Below are 15942 nucleotides of genomic sequence, written 5' to 3'. Positions count from 1 at the left end.
GTAAAAAAGGGTTAATTGAGTAACTCCTGCTATTAACAATAAATTAGTTGTTGATTCTGATGCTTTTTTGGTTACAAAGAAATACGTTCCTAAAATTAATAAAATAATACCTACGATTAAGAGACTCCAAAATTTAGTTTTTACAAGTTTTTTCATGTTTATAGATTTAAGTTAGATTTTACTATTTTCAATCTTTGACTTTTTGTTAATGATTTTTTTAATTGTAGTAGTTTTACAACTAAAATTAGAAATTCCTAAAAAAATAAAACTGTCTAATCCTAAAATTACTTTACAGGTTATCCTATACTGATTTTACTTTACAGTTTCTGATTATTAAATAATTATTCTATAAGTTCTTCCAAAAATCGCTATAAAAATTATTGGTTTTTAATAAATCTTTATGTGTACCAAAAATATCTATGGTTTTATTCTCTATAATATATATGCGGTCGGCTAAGTGTTTTAAAGATTGTAATCTATGGGAAATAAACAAAATACTAAGTTCTTGCTTTAATCTCTTTAATAAACCGAAAACGAAAGCTTCTGTTTTTCTATCCATAGCAGAAGTAAATTCGTCTAAAATTAATAGTTGTGGTTGTTTGTATAATGCTCGCATTAAAGCAACTATTTGTTTTTGTCCTCCAGATAAATTAATACCAGATTCTCCTAGAATAGTAGCATAACCTTGTGGTAAACTTTCTATAAAAGTGTTAAAATGATATTTGTCTATAAACTGTTTTATATGGTTTGCATCTACTGCTGCACCTAATACTATATTATCTATTATCGTACCATTAAAAATGGTAATCTCTTGTGGAATCACACCTATAACACCTCTCCAATCTGCTGTATTTACATCTTTTAATGGTAGAGTATCATTTATAATTATTGCACCTTGTTCTGCTGTATAAAACTTTTGTAAAATTTGCCCAAGTGTACTTTTACCACAACCACTTTCTCCAATAATAGCAATACATTCGTTTTGCTTTATAGTAAGATTAATGTTTTGCAGTAATGGGCTTCGCCCTGCAAAACGAAACGCTAAGTCTGTTATTGTTAAATTATTAAATGTTGCTATTGGTGTTACCCCTGTAGACTCTGCTTCAATGGTTGCAAATTCGTACATACGATTAAAAGCAACTTTAGCTTCATTTATGGGTATAGTTATTAAAGCTAAACTAGCTACTGCGGGTAATAGTGTACCCGCTATACCCAAAATAGCCATAAGTTCGCCAAGTTGCATCGTGTTATTATACACTTGTAATGCAGTATAGATTAAAACACCTATTAAAAATAATACGTTAAACCCTCCCGATAATACTGCTAAACGTACTTTAATTTGCCCCAATGCAAAGGCTTTATCTTGAAAGTTACCATAAATAAGTTTGTTTATGGTTTTAAAAATACCTTGTTTATTATTGTTTTTTATGGTGGCTATACCTTGCATAGAACTTATGTAATTACTTTCGCTGTAAGCATAACCTTGCATCACTTCTTTTTGCGCTAATATTATGGGTTTATTAAATTTATAAATTAATAGATAGTAAAACGGCAAACTTAAAACGGCTATTATTCCTGTTTGCCATGAGTAATAAAATAAAACACCCAAAGAGACTAGAGTTACTAAAACATTTATAACGAGTCCGCTTGCTATGGTAGAAATAACACGTTGTACACGTTGCGTGTCGTTAAGTCTTGCAGTAAGTTCTCCTATCTTTCTAGTATCGAAAAATGGTTTTGGTAAGTGTAATAAAGCACTATAAAAACGGTCTATTATTCGGTTATTAAAATCTTTAGATTGCCGTATTAAAAAATAGTCCCTAATGGCAGTAAACACCACTCTTACTAATAGTAAAATAGCAACTAAAACAATACCTGTAATAAGTTTGGTTAGGTTTTTAGAGGGTAAAATATCGTCTATAAGTTTTTGCGAAAATATAGACATAGCCATACCTAAAGTCGCAATACCTAAACCTAACAAAGTACTAAATACTAATAGTTTATAGTCTGGTTTAAGCACATTTAAAAACCATGTTTTTTTGTCTTGTTTTATAGTTTGTACTTTTTTAAAGAGTGCATTTGGCTCAAGAGTTAAACAGGTTTTAGACTGCCATAGCACTTCTAGTTCTGCTTTAGTATAACGTATTATCCCTTTTGCAGGATCACCTATTATAAACGTATTATCTACATAGCCATAGCATACAAAGTAATGGTTTAAGCGGTTATCTATAACCACGTGTAAAATTAAGGGAGCGTTATGGTTTATAATGGCTTGTAAATCGGCTTCGTTCCCGTTGGCATTAAAACCTAAAGTGTTTGCAGCTTGGTATAAACCTAATAAGGTAGTACCTTGTTTAGAGGTGCCACTTAATCCTCTTAAATGCTCTAAAGTACTACTACCTTTATAATATTGTATTACAGATAATAAGCAGGCAACACCACAATCGCTTTGTCCTTGCTGTAATACAAATGTTTGTTCTATATGTTTTATAGATAGCTTCGTTTTCATAACTGTAATGTGTTTAGCTATTAATTTTTAATAAAGCTTACAATAGCTTTAGGAAGTAATTGCCCTTTATGAGACTTTAAAAGCGTTTTGTTTTTGTCGTAGATTAAAAGGTAAGGAATAGATGTAGCATTAAATCTACTAGAAAAAGTATAATCCGTATCATGTAAAAAAGTAATATTAGGTTGATTTAATAAATGATATTGTTTTGCAAATGCTTGTATTTGCGCTATTGGTTCTGTAGATACAAACAGTAGTTGTGTGTTTTTAAATAGTTTTAATTGCTTACTTATGCTTTTAGCTTCATGTATACAATAGTCACACTCGCTATTAAAATAAATAAAAATAGTAGCGGTATCTTTTTTTAAGTTAGTTTGTGTAAATATATTGCCATTTGGTGTTGTAAAACTAAATTGAGGTATTTTTTTTATACGGTTAGCCATAACCGTTTTTTCATTATTTTTTTTAAATACGTTGTAACTTAATACTCCTATTATTAATAATAGAACTATTAAAACAAAACGTTTAAGTTGTGTTTTCATAATTAAGGTATTAGTAAAATTTAGAGTAGGAAAATCTTATGTTATTAATAAAATAACATCTCATTCCATTCCCGTGAAAACAGTAATCTCATCAAGCCCCCTCAATGATTAATCACTTGTTTTGCATTAAAATATGCCACAGCCAATTGCCTACTACTCTCAGCTCATATTAAGGGTTAAAAACATAACACCAACCACCCAAATAACTAAACTAACACCATAGCTACTGGCAATAATATTAAGGCTCTTTTCTGTTTTTATATGTAGCTTTTTACCCAATAAATAGGCTAGAATAAACCAATAGGCAATCTCGAAAAGGTTAAGCACTTGAAAGGGATAAATAAACCAAGTTTCTAGACCATTATAGCCTGTAATGTTTAATGCCGAAAGTGGATAGAAGTTTTGCAAATCGTTTAAACCATAATCTTGTTGAAATACATAAAACCAAACCGTTTTAAATACAATTACCAATAAAAACACAAACTCTGCTTTAACTACCATATTAAATACGGTTTTGTATTTTATGGTTTTATCGAAAAAGAAACAGCCAGCGTCTATTATAGCGGCAATAAGACTTATTTTAAGTAGTAATAGTATGGGTATTATGGCATAACCTACCCAAAGCCATTTACTCTGTTGGTTTAGAGTTTGTTCTAATTGCTCTTGAGTTAATTGCTCTGCTAGAGAGTTTAACAATAAAGTGTCGGTATCTAGTAGTGTTTTAGAGCCATAACCTATGGCAATAGTAAACACTACCAACACTATAAATAGTGTAGTATTTTTCATGTTTTAAGTTGTTCTATGAATAAATTTTTAAACTACCTGTTTATTACGTTATTGCTAATAAATAGGTGTTTTATATTTTAATTATTTTGGATAAAGACAAAAATCATTAATCACTGTTTCTTTCTATTTATACCGTATAGCACCAAGTTGCCTACTGCTAAAATTAAATATCCCGCTACAGAGAAGTATTTATTGTTATAAATATTAAAAAAATCTAAACTTACTAGAAAGAGACCAACAAGTTGTAGTATAACACCTGTATATTTCATTTATAATATTTTGTTTGGTAAAAAACGGTTTCTACTTTACTACTTATATTGCTGGTATTAGTCTAAAATGTACTTAACGTTTTTCTCTTTTATAACGACTAATAATAATGGCTATTTGAGATAGTATGACACAAATACTAGTTATGTATATAGCTGTATTATTTGAATTGAAATAATTATATATTAACAGAGCTAAAGATATAAGTATTATGGGAGTTGTATAGTATTTAGATTGAATTTTCATTTGTTTAAAAAGTGGATGTTATTAGATCATTAAATATACTTCAAAATAAATTTTATGGAGCTGAGTAAATTTTAAACAGCTCCATATTAAATTTACTCACATTCTTGCAAATTTCCTAATCCTCCTATAAACCCTAGTGTGCTAAAAAACAATCCAACTGGATTTAATGTAAATGCAGAGGCAGCAATAGCTGTTATGGCTATCCCTGTACTAAGATACGCATTTACGCAATCAACCCCTCCGTTTAATTCTTCCATTCTTATTAATTCTAATGTTTTCATTATAAATAAATTTTAATATTAATACCTACTCTGTTATTTAAAAAGACTTTTCGGTTTCCGCCTTTGGTTGCTGGCCAGCGTTTTTATAATTCCTACACAGGCAGGAATCTTGTTGTTGTTTCTATTTATATTTTATGTGCGTATACATTCGTCATTTATTAATGGTAACTCTCATTGGTTCTCGATACACTGCGCATGCTTCGCAGCACTCGAACTGACGATTGGGTTACTTTTTTAATGTTATTTTCCAGATAATCGTTTCAAAACCGTTTTTAGTTTCATTTTAGCAAACAATCCTTTTTCCTGTTGCATGCAACGTAAACTGTTTAAATTTAAAAGCATCGTTAAATCTTTATACTCCTTTTGGAATACTACAATTCTAAAATTCATATCACGCTCTACCACTCGCCTACAGTTTTCTATATCTTCCGCATCTAACGGTTTATTGGGTTTGCGTATTAATAGTTTAAACGGTGGTTTTTCGTCTAGATACATTAAGGCGTCCATTAGTGTATTGGTTAAAATAACTTCTGTATTGGTATATTTGTTTAAAAAGGTTTTTACTTTGGTTTTGTAATGGGCATCTTCGCTAATAATAATGCATTGTATTTTTTCCATTAGATTGGTTAAAGTTTTATTTGGTTAAAAATTATTGATTTTGTTACGATGGTGTAAAGTAATGGGCTTTTATTTTGAGGTGCAAAAGAAGTGTGCCGTGATTCTAGAATTACTTGCCTTAATTCTAGAATTAAGGCATTTTTTAATGAGTTTTACATAAAATTTTGTGGAAAATTATTCTGTTACATATCAGAAATCTCTTATTTTTGATTGTACAGCTATTTTGTATCCATGAAACACCCTCAAGCATCCCATTATTTTCATGTAATCGCATTCATCCTATCAACTATTATATGCGGTTCTCTTCACGCTCAACATCGTCAAAAGCAGTCTAAAATAGATTCACTTTCCTATTTAGATTACAAAACGTTAAAAAGTAATATTATTAAAAATGATTCTATATCTTTATTTCAGAACATTTCAGCATATATAAAAAAAGGGAAGAGAAATAACGATACTGCAAGGATATTAAGAGGGTATCGCTTTTACATTGTACATTCAGAAGACAACTACGTTAATATTAAATATTGCGATAGTATGATTAGGCTCAGTAGTGAAGATAATTTCAGAAATAATCATTTTTCTGCCTTATTCTTGAAAGCTATAAACTTGTATAATATTAATAATTATGAAAGCGCCTTAAATAGCTATATAGAACTAAAGAGAATCAATAAAACTAAAGACTTCAACGAAGACTTAGATGTTACATTAGACGTCAATATTGGCACCATAAAAAAACGATTAGGTTATTACGAAGAATCTCTTCAATTATTTTTAAGAGGCTATAATTACCATGTAGGCGCCAAAGAATACGAATATGCAAACCCTATACTACATTCTATTGTAGATACTTATTCTGATTTAAAAGAACAAGATTCCGCTATTAAATATAATAACCTTTTATTAAAACAAATTAATTCTACGAATAAAAAAGAATTATATCCCTATTACTTACTCAGTCAAAGCGTCATATTGTTTAATGACAAAAAACATAGTGAGAGTATTGATTTTTCTAAACAGTCTATTCCTTACTTGATAGATAATAAGGACCCAGGAAATCTAATGTTTAGCTATTATTATTTGGGTAAAAATTATAGCCAGAAGGCAGAGTTTGAAAAGGCTTTATTCTATTTGAAAAAAATGGACTCGTTAGTGCTAAGAACAAATGACATACATCCAACTCTAAAAGATGGATATTATATTCTAATTAATGAATATAAGAAGCGGAAAGAAACACTCAATGAGCTGAAATATATTAATAGGTTACTAAGCGTTGATAGTCTTATTGAAAAAAATTACAAATCATTATCTAAAAAGATATTCTTGGACTATGACAAGCCTAAGTTTCTTGAGTCTAAAGAAAATATTATCAAAGCAATTAAGCAGGATAACAAAACATCAAATACGTTGCTTGCAATTGTAGTCATAATTTCGCTCATTCTCTTATGCGCTTTTGTTTATTTGTGGCGTTTAAATAAGAGAAACCTCAAAAAGTTTAAGCAACTGATTGAAAAAAATATATCTACGAAAAATGAACCAGCAACCAAACCTATAAATTCGGAAAAAGAGCTCAATATCAGTCAGACTATTATTGATGAAATATTATCAAAAATCGAACGCTTTGAAAAAGAAGTAAGATTCATTGATTCCAAAATCACCTTAAATGGGTTGTCTGAAGAATTTGGAACCAATCCGAAATACCTATCTAAAATTATTCATAAATATAAGTGTAAAAAGTTCAAAGATTATATCAATCAGCTAAGAATTGATTATTCAGTTGAGTTAATCCAAAACGATTACGAAAAATATAGTCGATATTCTATCAAAGGTATTGCTAATGAGGTTGGGTTTAATTCAAGAGATTCATTTTCAGCTGCTTTCGTTAAAAACACAGGAATAAGTCCATCTTTTTTTTTAAAGAAATTAAAGAATAAATATGCCTAAATTCTAGAAATCATGCATATTTGGCAAGCACTATTTATAATAATAACACTCAAAAGTTATTAATTTGAATATTATTAATTCAATACACATATAACCATGAAAAAAACATTAGAGAATGTATTAAATTTTAAAAAAGTAACTGTTCTAGATTTAAATCAAATGAATCGTATTATAGGAGGCGTTGGAGGAGACGGTGATGACGATGATAATAGAACTAGAACTGTATCATCTAAAGTGTGTGCTCCAAACGAAGGAGACCAAGACGGGTATTAGAAAAAAACTAAGCCTAGTTTGTAAATAAGTTAGGCTTAGTTTTTATAATGTTTCAAATCGTATCTTTAACAAAATCAATCAATGAAAAACGCCATATTACTCTTAATAATTATAGTCTCATTTTGTTTATATAATTGTAATTCTAGTTCCCAAGAAAACTACATAGCTATAAAAAATCCTTTTTCAAACAAAGCCATTATTGATTCGCTTCCTAAACAAAAAAAGACAAAATTATGGCATCTAAAAGATATTGTTGACGATACGTTAGCAGGAATTAGTTTGGAGAAAGCATATAATACGATTTTAAAGCATAAAAAGACTACGCCAGTGATTGTGGGTGTTATAGATGGTGAAATAGACCCAAACCATTCAGCCTATAAACAGATACTCTGGACAAACCCGCTAGAGATTGTAAATAACGGTATTGATGATGATAACAATGGATATGTAGATGATAGCAATGGTTGGAACTTTTTAGGAAACCATAAAGGCGAATCTGTTATCATTGAAAATTATGAATATGTGCGCATAGTACGAGAATTAGAGAGTAAGGTAATCGCGAACCAATTAGATACGTTAAGTAAAGATTATACACTTTATAAACGTGCCAGAAAAAAGATGGATAAAAAACTTATTTCGACAGAGCGTACTTATCATCGTGTCAATAAAATGATGGATTTCTATTATGAGTCTAGAGAAGCCCTAAAAGACTATTTTCCTAACTATAACTATTCGTATGAAGTATTGAGTCAGATTGATACTACTGGAAATGGCTTATCTAAATATGTCGAGGAGATTCGTTCTGTTCTTGAATATAAAGATACAGATGAAAATATGGTAAGAAACCATAAACGCTACCGAGATAATTTCGAGAAAAAAATCAATATTAATTACACTCCTCGTGACATCATTGGAGATAACCCGTTTGATATTACAGATAGTATATATGGTAATAATCGTATCGGCGACCATTTGGATATTTATACACACGGAACCAGAGTCACAGGCGTTCTAGCAACCACATGTAAAGGTTGTTTAGAAAAAGAAAACCTCCAAGTTCTACCTGTCGTCATTGTTCCTGATGGTGGCAACACACAAGATAAAGATATTGCTTTAGGTATTAAATATGCTGTCAATCAAGGAGCAAGAGTTATCAATATGAGTTTTGGAAAAACATTTGCATTTCATAATGAATGGGTAATCGATGCCATGAAATATGCAGAAAAACACGATGTACTACTTATTGCAGCCGCAGGAAATGGTAACGATAATATTGATACTTCTGAGCATTTATACCCGAATGACCAATATGGTGATGAGCCTGAGTTTTGTGATAATTTATTATATGTAGGAGCTACTGCGCGTAATCTAGGAGCCTCTATAGTTCCCTACAGCGACTACGGCAAAAAGACTGTAGATATTTTTGCTCCTGGAGAAGAAATATATACGACCTACCCTAACAATGAATATAAATATGATAGTGGAACATCACTAGCTGCTGCCATTACTTCAAAAGTAGCCGCACTAATTTTCTCACATTACCCCAACCTAACGGCTAGCCAAGTAAAACATATTATTATGGATAGCGGTGTAGAATATACCTTTCCTGTAAAAACCCCTACACGTAAGGATAAAGATAAAATGACACCGTTTAATGAGTTATCTAAATCTGGTAAAATAGTAAATGCTTATAATGCTTTAATTATGGCCGATAGCATTTCTAGAAAGCACTAATTAACTGTAAAACATAAACTTATTATTTAAATACAAACGCTACTAATTAATAAAATAACTACATGAAATTACTTTTAACACTAACCTTATGTATTGCTTTCACCGCAAATTGTTTTGCACAAATAGCAATAAAAACATACTATGAAAACAATGCTGATGGCCCAGTACTTTATGCCGATAATGGCGAAATATGCGAGATAAGCGTAGAGGTCGTTTTTAAAAAAATTAAAAACCTTGCCCCCGATACTAAAAGTCGCACCTTTGTACTGCCAGCCAACAGTAAAAGGAATAAACTAATTGCCTTAAAGGTTATTAATAAAAAGAAAAAAACAGATATAAAAACCACAACATGGTCTAACTACGGTAATACAACCTTAAAAACTTACGATACTAACTTTAAGTACGCATTACCTTTTACTAAAGGTACCGCATTTATACTATCTCAAGGTTACAATGGTAAAGCATCGCACCAAAACAAAAGTCAATTAGATTTTACCATGCCCGTAGGTACAGCAATAACAGCAATACGCGGTGGTAAAGTAATACGAGTAGTAGATAGCAACAACAAACATTGCCCAACAGAAGCCTGTAAACAATATAACAACTACATAGATATTTTACACGACGATGGTACTTTTGCAGAATATGTACATATAAAACGTAAAGGCGCAAAAGTAAAAATAGGCGATGTTGTTAACATTGGCGATGTTATTGCACTTAGCGGTAATGTAGGTTGGTCTACTGGGCCACACTTACACCTTTCGGTTTATAAACAAGGCATGAGAAAAAGAACTTATGTAAAAACAAAGTTTAAAGTTAATGATGGAGCTACAGCCATTTACTTAAAAGAAAAAGAAACTTATACACGTAATTATTAAGAGGTACAAATAATGATTGGCTTACGCTTATGTTAACAAAACGTCCGTTCGAGTACTGCGAAGCATGAGCAGTGTATCGAGAACAGCATGAGTTTTGAATGTAAAATGATAAATGTAAAAGAGCTCACTCCATTCACAATAAAACGTCAGTTCGAGTACTGCGAGGAACGAGCAGTGTATCGAGAACAGGATGAGTTTTGAATGTAAAATGATAAATATAAAAGGGCTCACTCCATCGACAATAAAACGTCAGTTCGAGTGCTGCGAGGAACGAGCAGTGTATCGAGAACAGGATGAGTTTTGAATGTAAAATGATAAATATAAAAGGGCTCACTCCATTGACAATAAAACGTCAGTTCGAGTACTGCGAAGCATGAGCAGTGTATCGAGAACAACAGGAGGAGCAAATTACGATTAGTTTACTCGAATAAAAACAAAAATAACACTATTAATCAATAAAAAACAACCGCATTAAAATGATGGAACACTTAGACGCTTTTAGTATTGGCTTACTTATTTGGCAATTAATACTAGTATTAGGTTTTATAACGCTTATTTTCTTAGCTATTAAATTATACATTAGATATATGAAATATTTACATGTAAAAACAAAATACCTAGAACAAAAAATGAGAGCCAACAACACATAGTTGTTTTACTCTTTTTTAACTATTAATCTTATTTTTCAACTCTAACCACACAACCATTATGTACTTAATTTGGAGTCTTTTAAACATAACACTTTCTTTATATTTTATATACTTACTAGTAGGTTATGTAAGTAAAGGCAGACGTATTTTGCCTAAAAACAAACTCCTTAAAACGGCAGCTGCTATTCTTTTAATTGTAGGTGTTGCGCAGTTTTTTAAAAACATTACTAAAGAAAACCCCCAAGATACCAAACCATTTATTATAAATGAACGCCCCAAAGGTATAGACAAAAAAAACTTTGGGCATTATAAAGAATCTTTAAAACAGATAACTCTAGAAGACAACGTTCCTTTTAATATTAATGCTACTATACATATTCTATTTTTTGATGGTAAATACATGGCTTTAAATAACACCAGTGGTTTTACAGGACTTGTAAGTGGTTTCGCTTGGAAACAAACAGGGTTTCCATTAGTTCAGTTTGATAAAGACGGGGTAGCCCATTACGATATAGATGGGGTTTTAGAATGGAACCTTTTAGGGATGAACATTTACACAGAGTCTAAAACATTTATAGGCACTTTTAAACTAGATAGTTATAATGATCTAGAGGAGTATAAGGCTAATAAAAAACGTAAAGAGCAACAATTAGTATTAGGCACTTGGGTTAATGAAGAAAATCCTAGAATTACATGGACGTTTACAGAAAATTATACTTGCAACTGGTATACAGCGTCTAAACTATCGGACCGTTTTAATTATAGTTTATCTAAAAACCCAATACAGTGTGGTTATGAGGTAAAAACAGAAGAAAGTGAGCCCTTTACCTACTTAAAACTTACAGATACAAACGAAGATAAGAGCGAATACTGTTATGAGATTTTTGGTGTTAACGATTCTATACTGTCTATAAATTATTTACCCACAAGTAAAATACACCGCTTTAAAAAGCTTAAAAACAATTAAGTGCTACAACGTATTACTAAAAAAAGCAGTTGTCTATAAAGTTAAGCCTTCGTTAAAATCAAACTGGATTCAGTTTCTCATAATCATTAAAAACTAGTTTAATGAGATTCTGAATTTTTAAATTAGCAATGCTAAACCAATTTAGAATAACGCTCTTTATAACTTTATAGACAACCGCTTTATCTTATAGAATAGAGAACTCTAGTTTATAGAACGTAAAAAGGTTTCCATTTTTCGTTCTTGACTATCTTTCATTAACTCCACTTCTTTATTTGTTTTCCCTTCATTTGTTTGAATAAATTTATCAAAAATATGACTTAGATAAATTGGAGAGGTATTATTAGAAAAACTCACAGGGTTATGGCAAGAGAAACAATTAGCCAGATTATTTACACTAATTTTAGATATATCATCTTGAAACGTTTGTGTAAAGGTTTCCATAGTTACATTAGCGCAATTTAAAGAGCCTCTAGCACTAGATCCTGGTGTTGCTGCGCCTATTTTACCACCTAAATCTACTATTTTTTGAGCTTGTTGCTGCGGTGTTAAACTATCTGTATCTATCCATATAGAACCATTATAAAAATAGTTTTTCCAAACGTCTTTAAGTTGCTTTGCTACACTTTTATTAATCTCATCTATATGGTTAAAGTTTGCTGGCTCAGATTGACTTGTATTTTTAAGTACCCCTGCCGAGTTTCTTGGTACGCCATACTGGAATAAATCGTAAGCTTTATTTGGCAATACAGGCTTATCGTCTTTAATAAAGGTAATCCCATCTAGTCCTGTTGTTGTTCCTTTTGCAAATAATAGTTTATTGGTTTTAGAGCTTGCCGAGTTAGCTTTCCAGTCGTAATTTGGTGCCATATCGTTATGCTCGAAAGTAGCCCAAATAAACTCTGGGTGGTTTTCTACAACACCTACCACGTGCATCCCTAATAATGCTACTGTTGTATTGGTAAAGGTTTTACCATCTTTATTAAGCATAGCCGCAGTGGTTGTATAATAATTAGCAAGCTTATCGCTAGCTATAGCCTTTGCATCTACCCATGATACTTTTAACTCTAAAGAGCCTACAGGAAATGTAGCTAAATTATCGGCCTCTAATTTACCAGAAGCTAATGCTATTTTAAAACTATCTGCAGCTTTTAGCATAATATCGCTTGTGTGTATAGAATAATGTACTGTAAAGGCTTTATTAACATCGCTATTGTAGGCTGGGTTGGTTTTTAACACCCCATGTCTAGACCCCGCTTGTATAGTATCGGTTAATACTACATTGGCTCCTGTTTGCTGCGCTACAGGAATCATGGCATCGTTAACTTGCGTAATTTGTTTTTGGTCTAAAAATAAAGGCACCTCTCCTTCTGGTTTGGTTACCCATAAAAACTTTTGGTAAGACCATTGGTGGAATATACAATTTGTTGTAGATTCTACATCAAACGGGCTTCCTTTTCCTTCTTCTGGTGCTGGGGTTTGGCTATGCGGAAACCAACTAGCTTCTGCTAAACATGGTGTTTCTGCTTCGGCTACACTGCCATAAACAGCTTCGGTTTTTAGCTCTTCTACTGGTGCTTGTTTTTTATCTTTTTTACAAGATGTATAACTTAAAGCTAGTACAGCCACCAAGGCTACCCCCTTAATAGTGTTAATTGTTTTTTTCATTGGTATTGGTTGATTTTTGGTTGTTAACACAAATATCCAGATAAACCAATGAAAATAATAGCGTATAAATACCTGATTATACTTCTTAAAAAAATGAGATCGTTTAAAAAATATAAAAAACATCATTCTAAATTATTTGACTTCGCTAATTTAAAATGATGTTTTTTAATTATTATGAGAAACCGAACCCAGTTTGGTTTGACTAAAATATATCTTTATAGGTAACCTTACCGCTCTTAAAATTTCATCTTTTATTAAGTACGTTCCTTTATCCCATTTATTTTTTCGAAAGAAGCAACCATCCCTCTAATTAAAGAGGAACTTAACCCCTGGTGCTCCATCTCGTTTAAACCTTCTATAGTACAGCCTTTTGGTGTGGTTACTTTATCTATTTCTTGCTCTGGGTGGTTTCCTGTATTTATTAGTAAACTAGCTGCGCCTTCGCAGGTATGCATGGCTAATTCTTGCGCTTCTTTAGCATCGAACCCTAATTGTATAGCTGCTTGAGTTGTTGCGCGAATTAATCGCATCCAATAGGCAATACCACTAGCGCAGACTACTGTTGCAGCTTGCATTTGCTTTTCTGGTATAACTAAGGTTTTACCTAACAAATCGAATATTTTACGTGCTGTATTTAGTTTTAATTGTGCTTTTTGATTGCTGCTAATACAGGTCATAGACTTACCAACAGCTATTGCCGTATTGGGCATGGCTCTAATAACAGCGTGTTGCTCTCCTATAACGGCTTCTATTTTAGCTATAGAAAATCCTGTTATTGTAGATATAACTGTATGTTTAGCAGTTATATATTCTTTGTTTTTACGAAGTACAGCTGCTAAATGATTGGGTTGGACTGCAAAGATTAAAATATTAGAATCTTGTATGGCTTTTGCATTATCTGATGTTATTATAACCTGTTTATTATCGCTTAACCCTTCTAAAACATTAATATGCCTTTTAGTTAAGTATAAAGAGGTTACAACATTGTTAGATATTAATCCTTTTGCTATAGATAATCCTAAATTACCAGCACCTATAATTGCTATTTTCATATAAAACAGTGTTTTAAAAGGCTATCTAAAAACGCATTTAAAAACGTCATCCTAAACTTTTTTTAGCTTCTCATTAAAATGGTTATGAGAAACGTAATCTAGTTTGGTTAGACGAGAATTCATTTTTTTTAGACAACTTACTCTATTATTAAGTTTTGTTTATAAGCCGCAAAAGTAGGAAACTTATTGGTGATTATAGCTACTATTTAATAGCAAACGCATTATACCAAAAACTGAAATAGGTCTGGTTTATCGTTTAAATAATCGCCATAAAAATTGTGCAATTTCATTTTTGTAATTAAGGGTTCTAAATCGGTTTTAGATTTTAATTCTACCCCCACTACAGCCGCGCCATTTTCTCTATTTGTTTTTTTAGTATACTCAAAATGGGTAATATCGTCTGTTGGACCTAAAATATCTGCAACAAACTCTTTTAATGCGCCTGCACGCTGCGGAAATTTTATTATAAAATAGTGTTTTAAGTTAGCATGTAATAAGGCCCGTTCTTTAATTTCTGCGGTTCTAGTAATATCGTTATTACTTCCGCTTACAACACATATTACATTTTTACCTTTTATCTCTTCTGCATATAAACTTAACGCAGTAATGCTTAATGCGCCTGCTGGCTCTACGACTATAGCATCTTTATTATATAAGTCTAGTATGGTTTGGCATACTTTACCTTCTGGCACTGTTACCATAGCGTCTAGGTTTTCTTTACATATTTCAAAATTTAAATCTCCTACGCGTTGTACTGCAGCACCATCTACAAACTTTTCTATATGCTTTAGGGCGGTATTTTTGTTATTGCGCATAGATGTAGACATAGAAGGTGCTCCTTCTGGCTCTACCCCAATAATTTTGGTATTAGGCGATAATTGTTTAAACACGGTAGATAGGCCAGACGATAAGCCTCCGCCGCCTACTGGTACAAACACATAATGTATAGGGTGCTGCGCTTGGTCTATAATTTCTAAACCAACGGTAGCCTGCCCTTCTATTACCTTTTCGTCATTAAAGGGGTGGATGAAGGTTTTATTTAAACGTTGACACTCTAATGTTGCTGCATGGTAAGCATCATCGAAGGTATCTCCTTTTAAAACAATAGTAATATAATTTTCTCCAAACATTTTTACCTGCTCTACCTTTTGTTTTGGTGTTGGAGATGGCATGTAAATTGTACCTTGAATTTTTAATAACTTACATGATAAAGCCACGCCTTGCGCATGGTTTCCTGCGCTGGCGCATACAATACCATTTTCTATTTCTGTTGTAGATAGCGACGACATTTTATTATACGCGCCTCGAATTTTATAAGAGCGTACTTGTTGCAAATCTTCGCGCTTAAATAATACGTTACAATTGAATTGTTTTGAATATTGTACGTTTTCTAATAAGGGGGTTACCGATGCCACTCCTTTTAAGTTTTTAGCGGCAACTTCTACTGCTTGTACTGTTGGCCTATATTGGGTGGTTTGTATTTTCATTGTATTGGTGTAAAGGCGAGAACCGCTTCTCGCCTCTTCTTTAATT

Annotated in this window: 14 protein-coding genes; 6 read left to right on the top strand and 8 right to left on the bottom strand. The window is 31.8% G+C overall.

Going from position 1 to position 15942, the window contains the following annotated elements:
- Positions 1–346: 346 nt before the first annotated feature.
- The 5 genes from ACVC08_RS01145 to ACVC08_RS01125 form a co-directional block, all read right to left on the bottom strand.
- A complete protein-coding gene (locus tag ACVC08_RS01145) occupies positions 347–2509 on the bottom strand; it encodes a peptidase domain-containing ABC transporter (RefSeq protein WP_452600665.1) in 2163 nt (720 codons plus the stop codon).
- Positions 2510–2529: 20 nt separating this feature from the next.
- On the bottom strand, positions 2530–3048 hold the full coding sequence (locus ACVC08_RS01140) for a peroxiredoxin family protein (RefSeq protein WP_452600664.1): 519 nt from the start codon (positions 3046–3048) through the stop codon (positions 2530–2532).
- A 159-nt stretch (positions 3049–3207) separates the two neighbouring features.
- Positions 3208–3834, bottom strand: coding sequence for a hypothetical protein (locus ACVC08_RS01135; RefSeq protein ID WP_452600663.1), 627 nt, complete (start codon positions 3832–3834; stop codon positions 3208–3210).
- A gap of 605 nt (positions 3835–4439) precedes the next feature.
- Positions 4440–4628 (bottom strand): hypothetical protein, encoded by a 189-nt coding sequence (locus ACVC08_RS01130; protein ID WP_452600662.1) that lies wholly within the window; start codon positions 4626–4628, stop codon positions 4440–4442.
- A 240-nt stretch (positions 4629–4868) separates the two neighbouring features.
- Positions 4869–5246, bottom strand: coding sequence for a hypothetical protein (locus ACVC08_RS01125; protein WP_452600661.1), 378 nt, complete (start codon positions 5244–5246; stop codon positions 4869–4871).
- Between the two features lie 231 nt (positions 5247–5477).
- Here ACVC08_RS01125 and ACVC08_RS01120 point away from each other — a divergent pair, with 231 nt between their 5' ends.
- The 6 genes from ACVC08_RS01120 (at position 5478) to ACVC08_RS01095 (ending at position 11692) form a co-directional block, all read left to right on the top strand.
- Positions 5478–7190: a helix-turn-helix domain-containing protein gene (locus ACVC08_RS01120; protein WP_452600660.1), complete on the top strand. Its 1713-nt coding sequence runs from the start codon at positions 5478–5480 to the stop codon at positions 7188–7190.
- Between the two features lie 96 nt (positions 7191–7286).
- The gene (locus ACVC08_RS01115; RefSeq protein ID WP_452600659.1) at positions 7287–7463 is read left to right on the top strand and encodes a hypothetical protein; all 177 of its coding nucleotides are present in this window, start codon (positions 7287–7289) and stop codon (positions 7461–7463) included.
- Between the two features lie 81 nt (positions 7464–7544).
- A complete protein-coding gene (locus tag ACVC08_RS01110; protein ID WP_452600658.1) occupies positions 7545–9197 on the top strand; it encodes a S8 family serine peptidase in 1653 nt (550 codons plus the stop codon).
- 62 nt (positions 9198–9259) lie between these two features.
- The gene (locus tag ACVC08_RS01105) at positions 9260–10075 is read left to right on the top strand and encodes a M23 family metallopeptidase (protein WP_452600657.1); all 816 of its coding nucleotides are present in this window, start codon (positions 9260–9262) and stop codon (positions 10073–10075) included.
- 476 nt (positions 10076–10551) lie between these two features.
- Positions 10552–10725, top strand: coding sequence for a hypothetical protein (locus ACVC08_RS01100; RefSeq protein WP_452600656.1), 174 nt, complete (start codon positions 10552–10554; stop codon positions 10723–10725).
- Between the two features lie 58 nt (positions 10726–10783).
- Positions 10784–11692: a hypothetical protein gene (locus tag ACVC08_RS01095; RefSeq protein WP_452600655.1), complete on the top strand. Its 909-nt coding sequence runs from the start codon at positions 10784–10786 to the stop codon at positions 11690–11692.
- A 201-nt stretch (positions 11693–11893) separates the two neighbouring features.
- Here ACVC08_RS01095 and ACVC08_RS01090 read toward each other — a convergent pair whose 3' ends face one another.
- The 3 genes from ACVC08_RS01090 to ilvA form a co-directional block, all read right to left on the bottom strand.
- On the bottom strand, positions 11894–13357 hold the full coding sequence (locus ACVC08_RS01090; RefSeq protein ID WP_452600654.1) for a hypothetical protein: 1464 nt from the start codon (positions 13355–13357) through the stop codon (positions 11894–11896).
- 254 nt (positions 13358–13611) lie between these two features.
- The gene (proC, locus tag ACVC08_RS01085; protein ID WP_452600653.1) at positions 13612–14409 is read right to left on the bottom strand and encodes a pyrroline-5-carboxylate reductase; all 798 of its coding nucleotides are present in this window, start codon (positions 14407–14409) and stop codon (positions 13612–13614) included.
- Positions 14410–14630: 221 nt separating this feature from the next.
- The gene (ilvA, locus tag ACVC08_RS01080) at positions 14631–15896 is read right to left on the bottom strand and encodes a threonine ammonia-lyase IlvA (RefSeq protein ID WP_452600412.1); all 1266 of its coding nucleotides are present in this window, start codon (positions 15894–15896) and stop codon (positions 14631–14633) included.
- Between the last annotated feature and the right edge of the window lie 46 nt (positions 15897–15942).

This window comes from Pontimicrobium sp. MEBiC06410, assembly GCF_053601615.1.
Note: the sequence above shows the minus strand (reverse complement) of the source record. Positions and strands in the feature narration are given on the sequence as shown.